This window comes from Klebsiella sp. YJ (genome assembly GCF_002108615.1).
GTDB classification, from domain to species: Bacteria; Pseudomonadota; Gammaproteobacteria; order Enterobacterales; family Enterobacteriaceae; genus Klebsiella; species Klebsiella planticola.
In genome coordinates, this window is sequence record NZ_MTEG01000016.1 from 13,317 (window position 1) to 33,441 (window position 20,125).

Sequence of the window (20,125 nt, forward strand, 5' to 3'; positions counted from 1 at the left end):
ATCAGAGACACTCCGCTCTGATTTTTTTATGCCAGTTATCGGGTTTAAGCTGCTCTTCAGTGGGTGCGGAAAGCGCAATCTGGCATCGTTCTTCAGGCCGCTGGCCCCAGATAACATTCAGTACCTGCGCCCTGTGGGTATCCAGCCCGGTCAGCCAGACAAGTCCTTTCTGACCCACGATACCGGCCTCCTCGGTCTCATTAACACCGGGAGCACTTTCGGTGTACGCCAGCGCACCCAGCGGAATACTTTTTCGGCTGTAAATTTCCACCAGCGCTCTTCTACCCGACCGGGTGGCAAACCGGAGCAGCACGGCGGCACCTTCTGTAGGGACGATTTTGCGGGACGACTCCTGCAACTCAGCACCATCAGACTCCCCGGCGTCCAGGTTAATCTGGTTATAGCGATAAGGCGTCAGCCAGGTCACCACCGCCCGGCCAGCTGAATCGGTCCGGGCATTATTGATACCGGAAACCCTGATATTTTCCGCTCCAGGGGTTTCAACAATCGCCACGGTGTTACCCAATGGCGGCGACATAATGACCCCTCCGCGGTACAGCGTCACACCGCCGGACATCCCGGCGGAGTACTGGCGATAATCCCTCGCGTGGCTAATTCCTGCGGTAATATTTGCCCTGCTGCTATTCCAGCCCAGAGATCCTGACTGACTGTATTCCCCCTGAGTATCCCGCTGGAGACTGGCCGAATAACTGAAGTCGTTGCCAGCGCTGTTGCCCGCATACCCCAGAGACTGGCCGTACTGGTTGTTTTTGTTGCGGCTGAGACCATAGCTCAGAAAACCAGCATCCTGCCTGGCGGGGAGCCATACTGACAACGGCAGACTGAGAGAAAGAGTGAGTTGATTATCGCTGAGACGTTGGTAACGATTGTGCGTCAGAGCCAGGGATACGCTGGCCGAACCGACGGTGGTACCCGCTCCGGCACTCAGCGAGCTGTTTTTATCACCCGTGCCGTAAAAGCTTTCCTGACTGATGGTCATATACAGATTGCCGACAGAGTTCATATTCTGGCTGACGGTCATCTCCATCCGGTTACGCCGGCGCCTCTGCCAGGTCGTCGTATCCGGAGCATACCCGTCAATCCAGCTCTGGCTCTGACGTGCAAGAAATTCCCCGGCATCAAGAAAGGACTCGGACTGATACTGGTAGCCCAGCAGTTGCAATGATGTCCCGGTGACATCAAACTGACGGGCATAAAGCAGCCTGGCTGCCGTACCTTCGCGCTGGCGGTTATCTCTCCAGGTTTCGCTGTGGCGGGCATACGCCAGGTCGGCAGAGAAAGCCCCGATTGCACCGATATTCCATGCCGCTCCCGAGGAGAACATCTGATAATTTTCAGTCATCACAGATGCACTATTCAGGGTGAAATGTTCAAAACCGTATTCCAGAGTACCGGATAACAGCGCAGGTTCGGATGTCCCACCGTCCGGACCACGCCAGGTACCGGCGGCCAGACTGTAGCGTATCGCGCCGGCACGAATCATGCCCGGCAGGGCCGTATAGGGAACCCGGAAGGACTGAATTTGCCCATCCGATTCCTCCACCATAACGTCAAGATCGGCCCCCACCTGAGCGGTATACAGATCATCAATTGCGAATGCGCCAGGGGTCAACAACGTGCTGTAAATCACCGCATCACGCTGGCGCACAGTCAATCTGGCGTTAGTGCGCGCCACTCCCCGGATAACCGGTGCATAGCTGTACTGGTTATCGAGCGACATGCGTTCACTGGTTGCCAGCGAGATCCCCCGCAGAGGGATGGCTCCGGTCATCGTGCCTGAGGTTCGGGTGTAGATTTCACCTACCTGCAGGCTGCTGCGCAGTAACGCAATATCACGTGCCAGATAGGCTCTGTCATGATTGGATTTCCACTGATGCCGGTCATTACGATAAAACGAATCAATACTGTAGAGACGCCATGGGCCGGCATTTCCCGTGGTATTCAAGCTAAGCCAGGCACTCTCGGTGGTACTATCATCTACCTTCCAGCCCGGCCCGGATGCCCCCTTCAGCCGTGACGAGTAAAAATAGCCGCTGTAGGATGAGCGCAGACTGGGAGTGCCGTGATCCCATTCAGCTGGCGAGATCATGGTGAAGCGCTCGTTGTCCATGGCCTCCTGCGGTACGGTGATGTTCAGCACCTGGTGGGTGTGGTCATACTGAACAAAAGCAGCAGGTATTCGCAGCGCGAGATCTTCACAGCGGGAAGGCACGGAGGTTTCCGCGTCAGACGAACCAGCCGCTTCCCCTTCGCGGGTTTCCCAGCCGGAATAGTGGCTAACCCTGATGCCTGAGGCTTTCAGCTGGCGGTATGAAAGACAGGGGATAACCTTGTTATTGCCATTGCTGACGAAGTCAATTTCGGTCTTTTCCCGTAACCGATCGTTAATAACGATATCAGTCAGTCTCCTCCCGGGCATAACAGGATCCTGGTACATAAAAACATCCTGAGATACACCGTTTTTATCGCGCCGCAAAAACGCTTCCTCAAAATCGTTTCCGGCAAAAACACTGACGCTGACACTACTGAAAAGCACCGGGAGAATCATCGATATCCGGGATACCTGACTCCGTGGTTCTTCCGTGTGAATACAGCGCAGTAAAAAACGATACATATAATGATATTCCCCGGTATAGCGCGGTAGAAACCAGATACTGTCGTTACCCAGAAAAGCCGGTCGACCCGGCTTTAATCACAAATACAACAGTTATTCCGTATTATCAGAAATAGGAAATCACGTAGTCGGCAATGCCAGTGACAGGACCGGGGGTGACGGCTGTGCTGAGGGATTTGTATGCCGCCAGATAATTAAGAGTAACCGGACCGGCCGCCGCGGTAGGGAGCGCGGCACCGGGATCGAGCAATGTGCCACCGTTCAGATGAATCGGTGCACTTTGCGCGGTCAGAATCGCAACTGCCACGTCGGCCGCACCGGAAGGGGCGGTATTGCCCATTACCGTATTGTCTCCGGCAGCCGGAGAAGCGGTAGAAAACGTTGCGCGCACGCTGTTCAACGAACCGGCAGCCTGACATCCGGTCAGCTGAATGGTGAATGCGGTATGTCCGGCATAGGTACCGGCCAGGGCGTTCAGCGTGTCGGCAGATACCGGAGGAAGGTTAACGGTTGTGGTACTCCCGGCAGTCCCTCCAGCCGGAGCCGCCCCAACAATGGTGGTACAGGCGCTCGATGTTACTGTTCCCTGAAAGTTGATGGTACCGTCGGCAGCGTTTGCATTGGCTGACAAGCCCCCCACAATCACGAAAGCGGAAATTAAGGCTTTATATAAAGTATTTCTTTTCATACAGGTCCCTTTACTACTTAACTATGAATAATATTCACCTTTTGACAGATGATGTTGAGATGGCGGTACTTCAGCTTTCGTTACGTTATGCCTCCTTAATAAGGTCAATATGTCTCTGCAGAGAAGAACTTCATGATCCGTGGTTCCGGTAAGACCGCACCTCTTCAGCAATGCCGTTCGCTGGTAATAGAGTTTTTTCGCGGTCCAGCCCGTCGCCATGACCAGTTCATTAATTGTTTTACCGGACGTCAGAAACCCTATTGTTTCCATATGTTTATCGGTGATATTTCTTTTAGAGTATGTAGCGGTTTCCATTTTCTTCAGGAGAATAAAGAAAGCATCTTCTGTTACAGTACTATTCAGGACCCAGGGTAATGAACCCGTCGTTTTTTCAGATACTGTAAAAAAAGGCATAAATAATATTCGCCCAAACAATACGCATGATAACTTCAGTACATTCTGCCTAAGAATAATATCATTGAGTGCACAAACCAGCACATCACCAGGTTTCAGATGACCATTGATATCACGCATCAACTCCAGCGTAGACTGCTCACAGCTGTAATATATAAATGCAAACAACCCCTTCCGGTTAAATAGTCCTCTGACCCCCAGGAGAAAATATAAATTATCTGATACAATATGATATCGCATTTTCTCTCTGTTTATTCAACGCACACGAAATCAACGTGTCAAACAGACACATTCAAAATTGTTTAGTATTGTTTTCTTACACCTTTATTTAAATCATACCACCCAAATTTTTCCTAACAGTTTTTAACTCAAATCAACATGGGTTTTGATAGATAAAACAAATCATTTTTCAGCCTGTAAGCGCCACTGTATTCCAGGCCAATGATTAAATATGAAGTTTTCATCATTGTTTTTTTGAGGAAAAATCTTAATAAATAATGAGCAACAAAAAAATAACTCTTTGTTTATGCGATTCATTATAAAAATGACTTGATTTGAATCAATAAACAATCATTAGCGACTTTAAATAAAATGGCAACCTCCCCTTTAGTGACGAATAAGCAATCAGGCCCTCTCTGGTAGAGCGTCTCGGACATGATGCACGCTGAATTTTAGAAAAAAACCTCTCCGCTACAGAAAATTGCCAGCGCCGGCATAGGAATATTCCCCAATTCTTAGCGGACTAACCAATGTAAAGTTAAATAAAGTTATTGTCAGAAATATCTTTCCCGCCCCCTGTTTATAAATAAAGCCAGATGACAATCATGTGCATTTCATATGCGACAGAAATTAAACCATCTAATAAAAATCACAAAATCACATAAACTATCAAAACCAACATTTTGATAGTTTATTTCTATTGAAAAGTATCCCGCGGATCTTTTTATTAGCACGCATGTAACATGAGGAAATTTAATTTGTATATAATTCAATGATCTTCACTTCAGAAATACAGCACCACCGCAATGATTTCGTAAGTTAATTATAATAGTTGTAATATTTATAAAACAAACTAATTTGCTGGTGTTTGAATTCCGTTTAAGTTTCAAATCAAGCCAAATCTCAGTGTGAATGAAGCGCGCCTGGCAGAAAAAGTCAGACCCATAATGCGGGGACAGGATCATGCAATATCATGACGACAACGAAGTCGATTGTAGGGGTTTGTCACGCGCGGTCGCCGTATAGTTAAAAAGCGTGTTAGTAGAACCTGTACTATTTTTTCACGATATAGCAGATTTGGTCCTCAAACAGTCGAGTGGATGACCGTCCCTTATTCAGCTTTTCGCGAAGCAAAGTGGTGGCGTGAGTACAGTATTTTTCCTGCATTGCCATTGCCACTTCTACCCTGCTAATTGAATCAACACCAACAGCCCTTTTGTTAATACCAATGTCTGGAGTGTTAATTATATGTATGCAGCGGTTGCAACGCAGTTCTGCTTTAGCCCATCAGATACGGAAAGTTTTATCTTAAGTTTGTTTATCTCAGGTTTACACGACTTCGTTAATATTAGAATTAAAATCTGAAGCATTGCCCCACCTCAGTGTTGATATATTTACTCCTTAAAGAGGATGTCAAATAGCGGAGCGCAGCATAGCAGGAATATCTGTTCTTATGACCGATGGCGCAATGATACGTATCCTTAAAAGGAATAACCTTTATGCGGAAAAGAACTGTTCTTGTGGTCCCCTTGTTGATTGCCGGCTGCGCATCGCTTCAGCCGTACGGCAAGGATACTGAGGTCACCCAAAGCTACTTTTACAAGGATTCAGCAAAACCCAGAGCGATATACTCTTGCATACAGGATAAGCTTTTTTCTCAGGGATACCTTCTGGAGTACGGAAAACTCAACAATGAAGTCGGCGTAAATCGTTTTGACGTGACGCGTCATGCAGAAAGCGTTGCCAGCCTTGAGATCTACACGGGCGGTTCATCGGTATCAAGCCAGGCATTTGCCAAAAGCCACCGTGTTCGCAAAGACCTCGATACCGCGCAGTCATATTGCGTGGAACATACCGGCCACAGTTCCTCAATGGCTGCCGCGATCGTTGAAGGACTATGGGAGGGGCTAAAATAACACCCGGCCCCTTCAGGGGGAGCCAGACTTAAGGCACAAAAAGGTGGATATGCGTACCACCTGGTCGTCTGCCGAAAGTCCGTACGCAGCCACGTTTTTTCCGCCTACCGCATCGCCCTGACCGACGGCAGCGCGCATGCCTTTTCCTGCGGTCGGCATTCTTGCCTTGCCCGGCCCCTTTTACCCCGCGTTGCCTGTAGATTGCGGCCGCCGACAAACTTATACTTGGCGCACAATTTTCACTCTAAGGTCTGGACATGACGTTCTCTTCTCCACTTAACAAACGCGGCGTCACGCCGGCGAAAGCGATGGTCGCGGCGATCAGCGGCTACGCAATGGATGGCTTTGACCTGCTGATCCTCGGTTTCATGCTGCCTGCGATCAGCGTTTCGCTGGCGCTCAGCACTTCTCAGGCCGGTTCCCTCGTGACCTGGACGCTGATTGGCGCGGTACTGGGCGGGATTTTTTTCGGTCATCTCAGCGACCGCCTGGGCCGTATTCGCGTCCTGACCTTCACGATCCTGATGTTCTCGGTCTTTACCGGCCTCTGTGCGGTTGCGCAGGGTTATTGGGATCTGTTGGCCTATCGAACTCTTGCAGGTATGGGGCTAGGCGGCGAATTCGGTATTGGCATGGCGCTGATTGCTGAAGTCTGGCCCGCCAGCAAACGCAATCGCGCCTCGGCATGGGTCGGTATCGGCTGGCAGCTTGGCGTGCTGCTTGCCGCCTTTATCACCCCTCTCCTGCTGGATATCATCGGCTGGCGCGGAATGTTCCTCGTTGGGCTGCTGCCCGCCCTGGTCTCATTTGCCATTCGCCGCGGCATGGGGGAGCCCGACGCGTTTACCAAAGATATCGCAGTCACCCAACAGGTCTCCTTCACGACCCGTCTCCGGATGCTGTTTGCTGACCGCGCCACCTCGAAGGCCAGTATCGGGATCCTCATCCTCTGCTCGGTACAGAATTTTGGCTACTACGGCCTGATGATTTGGATGCCCAGCTATCTCTCCTCCAGTTTTGGTTTTTCGCTCACCAAATCAGGACTCTGGACCGCGGTCACCGTCGTGGGGATGACCTTCGGCATCTGGCTGTTCGGCGTGCTGGCGGACCGTTTCGCCCGCTGGAAGATCTTTCTGATTTACCAGGTTGGGGCCGTCGTGATGGTCATTATCTATGCCCAGCTGCGGGACCCGACCCTGATGCTGTTTACCGGGGCGGTAATGGGAATGTTTGTCAACGGCATGATTGGCGGCTACGGGGCGCTTATTTCTGATACCTACCCGCTACAGGTCCGCGCTACGGCGCAGAACGTGCTGTTTAACCTTGGTCGCGGCGTCGGTGGTTTTGGGCCGCTGGTGATTGGTCTGTGCGTCAGCCACTGGTCGTTCACCGCTGCCATCACGCTGCTGGCCCTTCTGTATCTGCTGGATATTTTCGCCACCCTGTTCTTACTGCCGAAAACGCAGGGCAGCGAAGATGCGCTGGGCGCGATAGGCTAACAGGGGTTAGCGCTTCGCTGCCGGCGTCGTCGCCGCATCAAAATAACAAAGCCCGGGTTTCCCCGGGCTTTGCACACAAGATAGCGATCAGTAGTAGGCTTTCAGCGTTCGCTGGCAGAGCATCGAACGGACGCAATCATCGGCGGTAAAACGCACAATGCCGATCATCTCGTCTTCCTCAAAACGCGCCAGCGCATCGACCAGCCCGGACTTCACGCCAGAGGGTAAATCACACTGGGTAATGTCGCCGTTCACGATGACCGTCACGTTTTCCCCGAGGCGGGTTAAAAACATTTTCATTTGCGCAGCCGTCACGTTCTGGGCCTCGTCCAGAATCACCACGGCATTTTCAAATGTACGTCCGCGCATATAGGCGAACGGCGCGATTTCCACCTTGCCAATTTCCGGTCGCAGGCAGTATTGCATAAAGGAAGCGCCCAGCCTCTTCACCAGTACGTCGTACACCGGTCGGAAATAGGGAGCAAACTTCTCGGCGATATCTCCCGGTAAGAAGCCGAGATCTTCATCGGCCTGCAGAACGGGACGGGTAACAATAATCCTGTCCACATCTTTGTGAATCAGGGCTTCGGCGGCTTTTGCTGCGCTAATCCAGGTTTTACCGCACCCGGCTTCGCCCGTTGCAAAAATCAGCTGTTTATTGTCGATGGCATTCAAATAATGCGCCTGAGCGTCATTGCGCGCTTCAATTGGGGAAGTATCACGGCTGTCCCGCGCCATGCCAATTGCTTCTACGCCACTCATTTGCACAAGCGATGTGACCGATTCTTCTTCGCGTTGCTTATGGCTGCGCGAATCGCGTCTCAGCACACGTTTTGCCTCACGACGAGCTTTGATCACTGCTTTTTGTCTTCCCATGGATAGCACCTTGCGTTGTTGGTTTACATCACACGCGTCAGCATCGACGCGATTATGCGCACAAACGATTGAGGTTTGGCTTCCTTTTAAGCCATTGCTTGCCGGTTGAATTGACAACGAGTCACGGCTACGCGCACCGCGTACCCGGTCAGGGTTCGGATGTTCTGTGGGGGTGGAAAGAGGTGAATTTACGCTGACGAAATCGCTGCCGGAGGTTTTCCCTCCGTGCTGAAGAGTACGGTGTGTTGTTTTGCGTTGTCCGGTACAGGACCCTACCATTCGCGATCTCCATAGTGAAACGACATCACTGCCGGGAACTACCGCGTCTGTAATAAGTACATCAAAAATTATTCTTAATGCAACTTATTTTTTACATAGACGCAACAAATATTTCCCCGTACAGCTGGAGCGAGTTTCCGTCATTTAGATTACAGAAAAATAACACAAGGCAGGAAATACAAAAAAAGAATGGAAAAACAGCAGAAACGCCCTGCCCTTGCGGGCAGGTGCGTCAGGCTTCAAGCAGAGATTGCGCCAGGAAGTGCTGGCTGTCGATAACACCCGGTAACACAAAGAAGTAGCCACCGCCGATAGGTTTGACGTACTCCTCCAGCGCTTCGCCGTTAAGGCGTTTTTGCACCGTCAGGAATCCCTTCTCCAGATCATGCTGATAGCAGACAAACAGCAGTCCCATATCCAGCTGCCCGGAGTTGGTTACGCCCAGCGAATAACTGTAGCCACGACGCATCATCAGACTTGACTGCGTCTGCGGTGTCCGCGGGTTCGCCAGTCGAATGTGGCTGTCCAGGGCAATAATATCGCCGTCAGGATCCCGGCTGTAATCCGGCACGTCATGCTCATGCTGCATGCCCAGCGGCGCGCCGCTGTGCTTATCGCGCCCAAAAATGGTCTGCTGCTCTTTCAGCGGGGTGCGATCCCAGAATTCCACGTGGAACTGGATGATTCGCGCCGCCTGATAGCTGCCGCCGGTTGCCCATGCCGGCTCCCCCTGATCGGCGGTCACCCATACCACTTCATCCATCAGCGCCTTATCGCTGCTGACCGGGTTCGCGGTGCCGTCTTTAAAGCCCAGCAGGTTAACCGGCGTCTCTTTGCCTTTACTCCGCGCGGCGCTATCGGAAATAAACCCTTCACGCTTCCAGCGGACGCTGAGCAGATCCGGCGTATGTTTAATCACATCGCGCAGCGCATGGATAACCGTATCCTGAGTATTGGCACAGATTTGCAACAGCAAATCGCCATGGCAGAGCGCCGCATCCAGCGAATCGTTGGGGAAGCGGGTCATTTTTTGCAGCTTTTTCGGCGCCTGGTCCGCTAATCCATAGCGCTCATCAAACAGCGAATGGCCAACCGAAACGGTGACGGTCAGGTTATCCGGGGAGATCCACGCTCCGAGGATCCCCGAATCCATCGGCGGCAGGCGCGGATTGGGCGTGTCCGGCGCCGGCCCCCCTTTGGTCAGAAAGGCAATGCGCTGAGTCAGCAGACGAAACAGACGCTCCAGGTCCGCTTTATCGCTGGCCAGCACATCAAAGGCCACCAGCATCATCGATGCCTGCTGCGGCGTCAGCACGCCGGCCTGGTGCTGCCCGTAAAAAGGCTGCGCCTCGGCCCGCGCGTCCGGCGACAGCACACCCGGAGAGCTGCTGCCCTTCGCCGCGTGTGCCACCGGACAGCCGCCGGTAATAGCCAGCGCGCCGCCAAGCGCGCCGATCCCTTTTAATAATCGACGACGTGAAGGCTCATTCACGTCAGATTGCTTCTGTTCTGCCATCGACTTAGTCCAGCCCAAGGATCCCGCGCAGCTGAGACAGATCTTCCGCCAGCGTGGTGATCGGCCCTTTTAACGCATTACGATCCGCATCCGTCAGCTTGTCATACGTTTCGAAGCCGTCTTTAGTGCGGTATTTGCTGAGGATAGCGTCAACTTTCTTGAAGTTAGCATCCACTTTCGCCAGCAGCGCGCTGTTCTCTTTTTGCAGCTGCGGGCGCAGCAGGTCAACGATCTTCTGCGCGCCGTCGATATTCGCCTGGAAGTCCCACAGATCGGTGTGGCTGTAGCGATCTTCTTCGCCGCTGATTTTGCTGGCCGCGACTTCTTCAATCAGGCCCGCCGCGCCACCCACCACTTTCGACGGCGGGAATGCCAGTTCGCTGATGCGTTTTTGCAGTTCAAGCACATCGCTGTTCAACTGGTCGGCATACTTTTCCATCCCCTTGACGCTGTTGTCGCCAAACAGGGCTTTTTCCAGACGGTGGAAGCCGGTGAATTTCGGGTCTTCGGCTTTTTTCTCGTAATCGTCTTCACGCGCATCAATACTGCCGTCCAGATCGGAGAACAGCTCTGCGATCGGTTCAATGCGCTCGTAGTGCTGACGCGTCGGAGCATACAGCGCTTTCGCTTTTTCAATATCGCCCGCTTTCACCGCGTCGGTGAAAGCTTTCGTACCGCTAACCAGCTGTGCGGTTTCCGCCGTAACGTAGGCTTTATAGGCGGTAATCGCCTCGCCAAGGCTTAACAGCGCATCGGCTTTCGCCGCATCTTTGGTGGCGGCGCCGGTCACGATCAGCTTGCCTTTCGGGTTGGTCAGCAGACCGCAGGTCATGTCATATTCGCCCGGCTGCAGGTTCGCCGTCAGCTTTTGCGTAAAGCCTGGCGCAATGTTCTCGCGCTCTTCCACGACCATCACGCCTTTGAGAATCTCCCACTCCAGCGCTTTCTGACTGTGGTTTTGAATAATGAACTGCGTTTTCCCCGCTTTGACGGTGACGTTCATCGGCTCACACTGTTTGTCGTTAACGGTGACTTTTACCTGCGGGATATCCGCAGCCTGAGCGTAGAAGGCAGAGCTGAACAACGCTGCGACGGCAAGCTGCAGCGCATTACGGCGAAAATGAATCATCATGATCATCCCTTTCGGTAAGTATGTTGTAACCATAATCCTGCGGCGCCCTACTTAAGCGGAGCGGTGCGCGAGGTTGCTGTATTGTTACGCGGCGGCAGCGCAAACAGCACCAGCGCCGGAATCAAATAGATAAAGTAGACCGCCACTTCACTGACGGTAGGCGTCTCCTGGTAACCGAAGATCCCTTCGAGCAGCGTGCCGAAAAGCGTGTGGGTCGACAGCACGCCGCTCAGGTCAAACGCCACGTCCTGGAAATGGTTCCACAGACCGGCTTCATGAAAGGCGCGAATTGCCCCGGCAGCCAGCCCGGCCGCCACCAGCAGAATGAACAGACTGGTCCATTTGAAAAATACGCCGAGGTTAAGGCGGATCCCGCCCCAGTAAAGCAGGAAGCCGAGGACAATCGCGGTAGCCAGTCCCAGCATCGCCCCGAGCGGCGGCCAAATTCCGACATCCTGCTGGAATGCCGCCAGCAGGAAGAACACCGACTCCAGCCCTTCCCGCGCGACGGCGAAAAAGACCATCATGATCAGCGCCCAGCCGTGATGATTACCGCGCTGCAGAGCATTATCCACCGCCTGTTCCAACTGCTGCTTCACGTTGCGCGAGACTTTACGCATCCAGAACACCATCCAGGTCAGGATGCATACCGCCACCAGCGCCACGATGCCTTCGAACAGCTCCTGTTCCCGCTGGGGAAACTCGCCGGTCGTTTCGTTGATAAAGATCCCCAGGCCCAGGCACAGCGCCGCCGCCAGGATAACGCCAATCCACATGACGCCAATCCAGCTGCCGCGCTGGGTGCGTTTGAGATAGCTGGCAATCAGGCTGACAATCAGCGCCGCCTCCAGCCCTTCGCGTAACATAATGAGAAATGGAACAAACATGCCGACACCCTTCAATGTGAATCGCAGTCAGTGGATGCAAAGATAAGTAAATATTTCTGATAGTGATTATCATTACAATAATCAGAAACACAAGTGAAATGTAGAGAGTTTGGTGACGAGTTGTAAATTAATTGCTGTAAAATAATCACTTAGGGGACTATCTGTCTGCGTCGCGTTCGGCCAGTCGGCGCGGCGGTTTTTTCGCTGCAGATATTTACCAGGTTGACCGGCTGTGGCTAAATAGCGGCCTTATTGACCTGCGAAATGAACAACATGACACAATTCTTGCACTTCCTGCTGGCGCTGGCGGTTATCCTCGGCCTTGCCTGGCTTGCCAGCTATGACCGACAAAAAATCCGCGTTCGCTATATTATCCAGTTAATTATCATTGAAATTGCGCTGGCATTCTTTTTCCTGCATGCCGAAAGCGGTCTGTGGATAGTTAAAAATATCTCTGGCTTTTTCACTTCGCTGCTCGGCTTTGCTGCCGAAGGCACCAACTTTGTATTTGGCGGCATGAGTGAAAAAGGGATGGCGTTTATTTTCCTTGGCGTGCTGTGCCCGATTGTCTTTATTTCGGCGCTGATCGGTATTCTGCAGCACTGGCGCATTCTGCCTGTTTTCATCCGCGTGATTGGCACCCTGCTCTCCAAAGTCAACGGCATGGGTAAACTGGAATCCTTCAACGCCGTCAGCTCGCTGATTCTCGGCCAGTCGGAGAACTTTATCGCCTACAAAGGCGTGCTGGGCGACCTCTCCTCACGTCGGCTGTTCACCATGGCAGCCACCGCGATGTCCACGGTATCGCTCTCCATCGTCGGCGCCTATATGAGCATGCTCGATGCAAAATATGTGGTCGCGGCGCTGATCCTGAATATGTTCAGCACCTTTATTGTGCTGTCGATTATTAACCCGACGCGTCCGGGTAGCGAAGAAGAGATTAAGCTGGAGAAGCTCCACGAATCACAAAGCTTCTTCGAAATGCTCGGGGAATATATTCTTGCCGGCTTTAAAGTAGCGATGATTATTCTGGCGATGCTGATTGGCTTTATCGCCCTGATCAGCGCCATTAATGCCCTGTTTGCCACGCTGTTTGGCCTGAGCTTCCAGCAAATTCTTGGCTATGTATTCTATCCGCTGGCCTGGCTGATTGGTATTCCGCTCAGCGATGCATTGAACGCCGGAAGTATTATGGCAACCAAGCTGGTGGCCAATGAGTTTGTGGCGATGATTGAGCTGCAAAAAATTGCCGCCGGCATGACTCCGCGTGGACTGGGCATCCTCTCGGTCTTCCTGGTCTCTTTCGCGAACTTTGCCTCCATCGGCATTATCGCCGGGGCCATTAAAGGGCTGAACGAACAGCAGGGCAATATCGTCTCCCGCTTCGGCCTGCGTCTGGTCTACGGCGCCACGCTGGTCAGTCTGCTTTCCGCCAGCTTTGCCGGCCTGGTGCTATAGAAGAGATACGGCGGGGACTTCCCCGCCGTTTTTTCAGAAGTGAACGCAGACCGGTTGGTCAACGCGCATCACCGACTCCTGGGCAAAGCGCGATTTATAGAGGTTACGTAACGCCTCGATCCCCTCTTCGCTGCCACCGTCTTTACCATGAATCAGCATCAGCGCTTTGCTCTGCTCGCGGGCCACGCTGCCATCATTCCCCAGCCACTGGCCTCGGGCGTCAAACACCGTTAATCCCTCACGAAAACGCGGCGTGACGTCACGGTCAACAAACTGCTGCCACTCCTGGGGGGTGATATCTTTACCCGCCGGGCGGCTTAAACCGAAATAGAGCGTGGTCTGCACCATCGCATTCTCTGCCGGGCATACCGCTGCCGTGGCAACCGGCGTACTCTTCTTCACCGGTGCCACGCAGCCGCCAAGCAGCCCTGCCATCACCAGCACCAGCGCACCCTGTCTGAACGTCATTTTGCTATCCTCATTGTTTTTTGTGCCCCCGATATCAGCGTATTTTCATGGAATTAGCAAGAGGTGGGAGCCGTGCCGGGCGCCTGGCCGGCTTTCAGCCACAAAAAAGCCCGCTGAACGCGGGCTTGATTAACCGGTCGTGAGTTTACTCGGCGGTAGCCGGTGTCGGCGGAGCCGAATGATAATGGGCGTCCGCTTCGGCAAAGCGTTGCTGCATGGATGTCGACGGGGCTTTGCCCAGCAGGCTGAAGACCACGATGCCCAGACTGCCAAAGATAAAGCCAGGGATGATTTCATACAGGCCCAGCCAACCGAACTGTTTCCAGACAATCACCGTCAGCGCGCCAATCACCATCCCGGCCAGCGCCCCGTTACGCGTCATCCGCGACCACATCACCGAGAACAGTACGACCGGACCAAACGCGGCACCGAAGCCTGCCCAGGCGTAGCTCACCAGACCCAGCACGCGGTTGTTCGGGTTTGCCGCCAGCGCAATGGCGATCAGCGCCACCACCAGGACCATCGTCCGTCCGACCCACACCAGCTCTTTCTGACCGGCGTTTTTGCGCAGAAACGCTTTATACAGGTCTTCGGTAATCGCGCTGGAGCACACCAGCAGCTGACAGCTCAGGGTGGACATCACCGCCGCCAGAATCGCCGACAGCAGAATACCGGCAATCCACGGGTTAAACAGGATTTGCGCCAGTTCGATAAACACGCGCTCGGAGTTCTGATTAACCGCGCCGGCCAGCGCCGGGTTATTATTGAACCATGCAATACCGAAGAAACCGACCGCCACGGCACCCGCCAGGCAGAGAATCATCCAGGTCATACTGATACGACGTGCGTGAACGATACTGTGGTGCGAATCCGCCGCCATAAAACGCGCCAGAATATGCGGCTGGCCAAAGTAGCCCAGGCCCCAGCCCATCAGCGAAATAATCGCCACAAAATTCAGTCCTTTGAGCATATCGACATTTTCAATGCTCTTCTGCTTGATCACTTCCAGCGATTCACCAAAGCCGCCAACGGAAATAATCACCATCACCGGCGTCAGAATCAGCGCAAAAATCATCAGGCTGGCCTGTACGGTATCGGTCCAGCTTACCGCGAGGAATCCGCCGACGAAGGTATAAATAATCGTCGCCGCCGCACCGGCCCACAGCGCCGTTTCATAGCTCATGCCAAAAGTGCTTTCAAACAGACGGGCACCGGCAACAATCCCGGAGGCACAATAAATGGTGAAGAACAGCAAAATAACCAGCGCCGAAATAATACGCAGCACGCGGCTTTTATCTTCAAAGCGCCCGGTAAAATAATCCGGTAAGGTCAGCGCATTATTATTTACCTCGGTGTGTACGCGCAGACGACCGGCGACCAGTTTCCAGTTAATCCATGCGCCGAGCGTCAGACCAATGGCGATCCAGCTCTCGGAAATACCGGAGAGAAATATTGCGCCGGGCAATCCCATCAGCAGCCAGCCGCTCATATCGGAGGCGCCGGCGGAGAGCGCCGTCACAAATGGCCCGAGACTGCGGCCGCCGAGAATATAATCATCAAAGTTTTTTGTCGATCGCCAGGCAATAAAACCGATCAGTACCATGCCAAATATATAAATAATAAAAGTCACCAACATGGGGGTGCTAATAGCCATGTAAAATCTCCAGATTCTTTTGTCGACAACGTCCTGCTTTGTCATTTTATTCCACTACCGGAACGGGGTAGTGGCACAAGGATTGTATTGGGCGACCGTATCCTGACGGAAGCGTCGGCATTTCACAAACGATTTAACACAGCATTTACACTAATTTTTGTCCTTACCAAACTTCATTTTGTTATAGGTTGCACTCTCTCACGTTTTTATTGGTTGCACCTTGTAAAACTGTTAACTGACGCATAAAAAACCCCAGCGCAGAAAGGTTAATTTTCCGTTACATCCACCATCTCAATTAACAACTCACTCATTTCTCAGCTTGCTACACAGGTCACGATTAACAAGGTTGCACAAAGTTGCAACATAGTAGATATTTTCGCGTAACCGCAAAAAAGAACAACGATTCATAACAGGAGTGATAAGCATGGGCACCACCACCATGGGTGTTAAGCTTGACGACGCGACGCGTGAACGCATCAAGTTCGCCGCGAGCCGTATTGACCGCACGCCGCACTGGCTGATTAAACAGGCCATTTTCAACTATCTGGAAAAGCTGGAAAACGACGAGACGCTGCCCGAGCTGCCGGCCCTGCTTGCCGGCGCCGCCAATGAAAGCGATGACGTCAGCAGCCCGGTCGATGAGCCGTGGCAGCCATTCCTCGAATTTGCCGAGCAGATTCTGCCGCAGTCCGTCACCCGGGCCTCGATTACCGCCGCTTACCGCCGGGCAGAAACTGACGCCGTCCCTATGCTGCTGGAGCAAGCGCGCCTGCCGCAGCCGCTGGCTGAACAGGCGCATAAGCTGGCTTATCAGCTGGCGGAGAAACTGCGTAATCAAAAAACCGCCAGCGGTCGCGCCGGCATGGTGCAGAGCCTGCTACAAGAGTTTTCGCTCTCTTCACAGGAAGGGGTGGCGCTGATGTGTCTGGCGGAGGCGCTGCTGCGTATTCCGGACAAAGCCACCCGCGATGCCCTCATCCGCGACAAAATCAGCAACGGTAACTGGCAGTCGCACATCGGCCGCAGCCCGTCGCTGTTCGTCAATGCGGCAACCTGGGGCCTGCTGTTTACCGGCAAACTGGTCTCTACCCATAACGAAACCAGCCTTTCGCGCTCGCTGAACCGGATTATCGGCAAAAGCGGCGAACCGCTGATTCGCAAAGGCGTCGACATGGCGATGCGTTTGATGGGCGAACAGTTCGTGACCGGCGAAACCATCGCCGAAGCGCTGGCCAACGCCCGCAAGCTGGAAGAGAAAGGGTTCCGTTACTCCTACGATATGCTGGGCGAGGCCGCGCTCACCGCCGCCGATGCTCAGGCCTATATGGTCTCCTACCAGCAGGCGATCCACGCGATTGGCAAAGCCTCTAACGGCCGCGGCATTTATGAAGGCCCGGGGATTTCGATCAAACTCTCTGCGCTGCACCCGCGCTACAGCCGCGCACAATACGATCGGGTGATGGATGAACTGTATCCGCGGCTGAAATCATTGACCCTGCTGGCGCGTCAGTACGATATCGGGATTAACATCGATGCCGAAGAGGCCGATCGCCTGGAGATCTCCCTCGACCTGCTGGAGAAGCTGTGCTTTGAACCAGAGCTGGCCGGCTGGAACGGAATTGGCTTCGTGATTCAGGCCTACCAAAAACGCTGCCCGTTCGTCATTGATTCCCTGATTGACCTCGCCACCCGCAGCCGCCGTCGCCTGATGATCCGCCTGGTAAAAGGCGCCTACTGGGACAGCGAAATCAAACGCGCGCAGATGGACGGCCTCGAAGGCTACCCGGTGTATACCCGCAAGGTGTACACCGACGTCTCCTACCTCGCCTGCGCGAAAAAGCTGCTGGCGGTGCCGAGCCTTATCTACCCGCAGTTCGCCACCCACAACGCCCATACCCTGGCAGCCATTTATCAGTTGGCCGGGCAAAACTACTATCCGGGCCAGTATGAGTTCCAGTGCCTGCACGGCATGGGCGAACCGCTCTACGAACAGGTAGTCGGCAAGGTTGCCGACTGGAAACTGAACCGTCCGTGCCGAATTTATGCGCCGGTCGGGACCCACGAGACGCTGCTGGCATACCTGGTACGCCGCCTGCTGGAAAACGGCGCCAACACCTCCTTTGTTAACCGTATCGCGGATACTACGCTGCCGCTGGACGAGCTGGTTGCCGACCCGGTCAGCGCCGTGGAAAAACTGGCCCGCCAGGAGGGTCAGGCCGGCCTGCCCCATCCGAAGATCCCGCTGCCGCGCGATCTGTACGGCAAAGGCCGCAGCAACTCCGCGGGCCTGGATCTGGCCAACGAACACCGTCTGGCCTCCCTCTCCTCCTCTCTGCTGAACAGCGCATTGCACAAATGGCAGGCGCTGCCGGCGCTGGAGCATCCGGTGATGGCGGGCGAACTGCAGGCGGTGATTAACCCGGCCGAGCCGAAAGATATCGTCGGCCACGTGCGTGAAGCCCACCCGGAAGAGATTGAACTGGCGCTGACCAGCGCAGTCAATAACGCGCCTATCTGGTTTGCCACCCCGCCGCAGGAACGAGCGGCGATCCTTGAACGCGCGGCGGTGCTGATGGAAGACCAGATGCAGACGCTGATCGGCATTCTGGTCCGTGAAGCCGGTAAAACCTTCAGCAACGCCATCGCCGAAGTCCGCGAAGCCGTCGATTTTCTCCACTACTACGCCGGTCAGGTGCGCGACGATTTCGATAATGAAACCCACCGTCCGCTGGGACCGGTAGTTTGTATTAGTCCGTGGAACTTCCCACTGGCGATTTTCACCGGTCAGATTGCCGCCGCGCTGGCCGCCGGTAACAGCGTGCTGGCGAAACCCGCCGAACAGACGCCGCTGATTGCCGCTCAGGGCGTAGCGATTCTGCTGGAAGCCGGCGTTCCGCCGGGCGTGATTCAGCTGCTGCCGGGCCGCGGGGAAACCGTCGGCGCCGCGCTGACCACCGACGAACGCGTGCGCGGCGTGATGTTCACCGGCTCCACCGAAGTCGCCACGCTGCTGCAACGCAATATCGCCAGCCGCCTGGATGCACAGGGTCGCCCGACGCCGCTTATCGCCGAAACCGGCGGGATGAACGCCATGATCGTCGACTCCTCGGCCCTTACCGAGCAAGTGGTGATCGACGTGCTGGCCTCCGCGTTTGATAGCGCCGGGCAGCGCTGTTCCGCCCTGCGTATTCTCTGCCTGCAGGAAGAGATCGCCGACCATACGCTGACCATGCTGCGCGGCGCAATGGGCGAATGCCGGATGGGCAACCCTGGCCGTCTGACGACCGACATTGGTCCGGTCATCGATGCCGAAGCCAAAGAGAATATTGAACGCCATATTCAGAGCCTGCGCGCCAAAGGCCGCACGGTGTTCCAGGCGGTACGGGAAAACAGCGAGGATGCGCGTGAGTGGCAAAGCGGGACCTTCATTCCGCCGACCCTGATCGAACTCGAGAGCTTTGATGAGCTGAAAAAAGAGGTCTTTGGTCCGGTGCTGCACGTGGTTCGCTATAACCGCAACGAGCTGGATCAGCTGGTCGAGCAGATTAACGCCTCCGGCTACGGTCTGACCCTCGGCGTCCATACCCGCATCGACGAAACCATTGCTCAGGTCACCGGCAGCGCGAAGGTCGGCAACCTGTACGTTAACCGCAATATGGTTGGCGCCGTGGTCGGCGTGCAGCCGTTTGGCGGCGAAGGTCTGTCGGGGACCGGACCGAAAGCCGGCGGCCCGCTGTATCTGTATCGTCTGCTCTCCAGCCGCCCGCAAAACGCCGTGGGAACCACGCTCGCCCGCCAGGATGCGGAACGTCCGCTGGATGCGCAGCTGAAAACCCTGCTGGAAAAACCGCTAAACGCCCTGCAGCAGTGGGCCGCCGGTCGTCCTGAACTGCAGGCGCTGTGTCAGCAGTACCGTGAACTGGCGCAAGCCGGCACCCAACGTCTGCTGCCGGGTCCAACCGGCGAGCGCAATACCCTGACCTTTATCCCTCGCGACCGCGTACTGTGCGTGGCGGATAACGAGCAGGATGCGCTGATTCAGCTGGCGGCGGTCACCGCAGTCGGCTGTGAAATCCTGTGGCCGGAGAGCGCTCTGCATCGCGAGCTGGCGAAGAAGCTGCCGCGCGAGGTCAGCGAACGTCTCCACTTTGCCAAACCAGAGATGCTGACCGCTCAGGCTTTCGATGCGGTTATCTACCACGGCGATTCCGATCAGCTGCGGGAACTGTGTGAACAGGTGGCGGCACGCGACGGCGCGATTATCTCGGTTCAGGGTTTCGCCCGCGGTGAAAGCAACCTGTTGCTGGAACGCCTCTATATTGAACGCTCGCTGAGCGTCAATACTGCGGCGGCAGGCGGTAACGCTAGCCTGATGACCATCGGCTAAGGGTCTGTTGCGACCGACATCCACGTCAGCTGATGACACCGGACGCCGGCTGTGGTTAATTAAAGCTCCCCCGACGGGAGCTTTTTTTATGGGAGTG

General features: G+C 54.5%; 13 protein-coding genes. 4 read left to right on the forward strand and 9 right to left on the reverse strand.

What is annotated here, in order from left to right; all coding sequences use genetic code 11:
• Position 1: 1 nt before the first annotated feature.
• The 3 genes from BV390_RS17445 to BV390_RS17455 form a co-directional block, all read right to left on the reverse strand.
• Positions 2-2,635 (reverse strand): fimbria/pilus outer membrane usher protein, encoded by a 2,634-nt coding sequence (locus tag BV390_RS17445; protein WP_085397152.1) that lies wholly within the window; start codon positions 2,633-2,635, stop codon positions 2-4.
• A 106-nt stretch (positions 2,636-2,741) separates the two neighbouring features.
• A complete protein-coding gene (locus BV390_RS17450; protein ID WP_085397153.1) occupies positions 2,742-3,323 on the reverse strand; it encodes a fimbrial protein in 582 nt (193 codons plus the stop codon).
• 21 nt (positions 3,324-3,344) lie between these two features.
• Complete coding sequence (locus tag BV390_RS17455; RefSeq protein WP_123618898.1) at positions 3,345-3,857, reverse strand: hypothetical protein; 513 nt, start codon at positions 3,855-3,857, stop codon at positions 3,345-3,347.
• A 1,598-nt stretch (positions 3,858-5,455) separates the two neighbouring features.
• Between BV390_RS17455 and BV390_RS17460 the strand changes: the two genes are divergently transcribed.
• A complete protein-coding gene (locus BV390_RS17460) occupies positions 5,456-5,872 on the forward strand; it encodes a hypothetical protein (RefSeq protein ID WP_085397154.1) in 417 nt (138 codons plus the stop codon).
• 257 nt (positions 5,873-6,129) lie between these two features.
• Positions 6,130-7,371, forward strand: a complete 1,242-nt coding sequence (locus tag BV390_RS17465; RefSeq protein ID WP_032688405.1) for an MFS transporter — start codon at positions 6,130-6,132, stop codon at positions 7,369-7,371.
• Between the two features lie 87 nt (positions 7,372-7,458).
• Here BV390_RS17465 and phoH read toward each other — a convergent pair whose 3' ends face one another.
• The 4 genes from phoH to efeU all read right to left on the reverse strand — a co-directional run bounded on the left by phoH (position 7,459) and on the right by efeU (position 12,061).
• Positions 7,459-8,247 (reverse strand): phosphate starvation-inducible protein PhoH, encoded by a 789-nt coding sequence (gene phoH, locus BV390_RS17470; protein WP_032695716.1) that lies wholly within the window; start codon positions 8,245-8,247, stop codon positions 7,459-7,461.
• A gap of 511 nt (positions 8,248-8,758) precedes the next feature.
• Positions 8,759-10,042, reverse strand: coding sequence for an iron uptake transporter deferrochelatase/peroxidase subunit (gene efeB, locus BV390_RS17475; protein ID WP_032688406.1), 1,284 nt, complete (start codon positions 10,040-10,042; stop codon positions 8,759-8,761).
• A gap of 4 nt (positions 10,043-10,046) precedes the next feature.
• On the reverse strand, positions 10,047-11,174 hold the full coding sequence (gene efeO, locus BV390_RS17480) for an iron uptake system protein EfeO (RefSeq protein WP_032688609.1): 1,128 nt from the start codon (positions 11,172-11,174) through the stop codon (positions 10,047-10,049).
• A 47-nt stretch (positions 11,175-11,221) separates the two neighbouring features.
• Positions 11,222-12,061, reverse strand: coding sequence for an iron uptake transporter permease EfeU (efeU, locus tag BV390_RS17485; protein WP_032688407.1), 840 nt, complete (start codon positions 12,059-12,061; stop codon positions 11,222-11,224).
• Positions 12,062-12,334: 273 nt separating this feature from the next.
• Between efeU and BV390_RS17490 the strand changes: the two genes are divergently transcribed.
• A complete protein-coding gene (locus BV390_RS17490) occupies positions 12,335-13,519 on the forward strand; it encodes a NupC/NupG family nucleoside CNT transporter (protein WP_032688408.1) in 1,185 nt (394 codons plus the stop codon).
• 33 nt (positions 13,520-13,552) lie between these two features.
• Here the strand turns inward: BV390_RS17490 and BV390_RS17495 are convergent, their stop codons facing one another.
• Entirely contained in the window at positions 13,553-13,987 is a 435-nt protein-coding gene (locus BV390_RS17495; RefSeq protein ID WP_032695715.1) for a DUF3574 domain-containing protein, read from the reverse strand.
• Positions 13,988-14,132: 145 nt separating this feature from the next.
• Positions 14,133-15,641 (reverse strand): sodium/proline symporter PutP, encoded by a 1,509-nt coding sequence (putP, locus tag BV390_RS17500; RefSeq protein WP_032688410.1) that lies wholly within the window; start codon positions 15,639-15,641, stop codon positions 14,133-14,135.
• Positions 15,642-16,065: 424 nt separating this feature from the next.
• On the opposite strand from putP, the gene putA reads away from it, so the two are divergent.
• Complete coding sequence (putA, locus tag BV390_RS17510) at positions 16,066-20,028, forward strand: trifunctional transcriptional regulator/proline dehydrogenase/L-glutamate gamma-semialdehyde dehydrogenase (RefSeq protein ID WP_085397155.1); 3,963 nt, start codon at positions 16,066-16,068, stop codon at positions 20,026-20,028.
• The last annotated feature ends 97 nt before the right edge of the window (positions 20,029-20,125 follow it).

Excerpts from the sequence above, each read along its gene's own strand:
- BV390_RS17445 (WP_085397152.1), bottom strand. The coding sequence starts at position 2,635 with ATGTATCGTTTTTTACTGCGCTGTATTCACACGGAAGAACCACGGAGT.
- BV390_RS17450 (WP_085397153.1), bottom strand. The coding sequence starts at position 3,323 with ATGAAAAGAAATACTTTATATAAAGCCTTAATTTCCGCTTTCGTGATT.
- BV390_RS17455 (WP_123618898.1), bottom strand. The coding sequence starts at position 3,857 with ATGCGTGATATCAATGGTCATCTGAAACCTGGTGATGTGCTGGTTTGT.
- BV390_RS17460 (WP_085397154.1), top strand. The coding sequence starts at position 5,456 with ATGCGGAAAAGAACTGTTCTTGTGGTCCCCTTGTTGATTGCCGGCTGC.
- BV390_RS17465 (WP_032688405.1), top strand. The coding sequence starts at position 6,130 with ATGACGTTCTCTTCTCCACTTAACAAACGCGGCGTCACGCCGGCGAAA.
- phoH (WP_032695716.1), bottom strand. The coding sequence starts at position 8,247 with ATGGGAAGACAAAAAGCAGTGATCAAAGCTCGTCGTGAGGCAAAACGT.
- efeB (WP_032688406.1), bottom strand. The coding sequence starts at position 10,042 with ATGGCAGAACAGAAGCAATCTGACGTGAATGAGCCTTCACGTCGTCGA.
- efeO (WP_032688609.1), bottom strand. The coding sequence starts at position 11,174 with ATGATGATTCATTTTCGCCGTAATGCGCTGCAGCTTGCCGTCGCAGCG.
- efeU (WP_032688407.1), bottom strand. The coding sequence starts at position 12,061 with ATGTTTGTTCCATTTCTCATTATGTTACGCGAAGGGCTGGAGGCGGCG.
- BV390_RS17490 (WP_032688408.1), top strand. The coding sequence starts at position 12,335 with ATGACACAATTCTTGCACTTCCTGCTGGCGCTGGCGGTTATCCTCGGC.
- BV390_RS17495 (WP_032695715.1), bottom strand. The coding sequence starts at position 13,987 with ATGACGTTCAGACAGGGTGCGCTGGTGCTGGTGATGGCAGGGCTGCTT.
- putP (WP_032688410.1), bottom strand. The coding sequence starts at position 15,641 with ATGGCTATTAGCACCCCCATGTTGGTGACTTTTATTATTTATATATTT.
- putA (WP_085397155.1), top strand. The coding sequence starts at position 16,066 with ATGGGCACCACCACCATGGGTGTTAAGCTTGACGACGCGACGCGTGAA.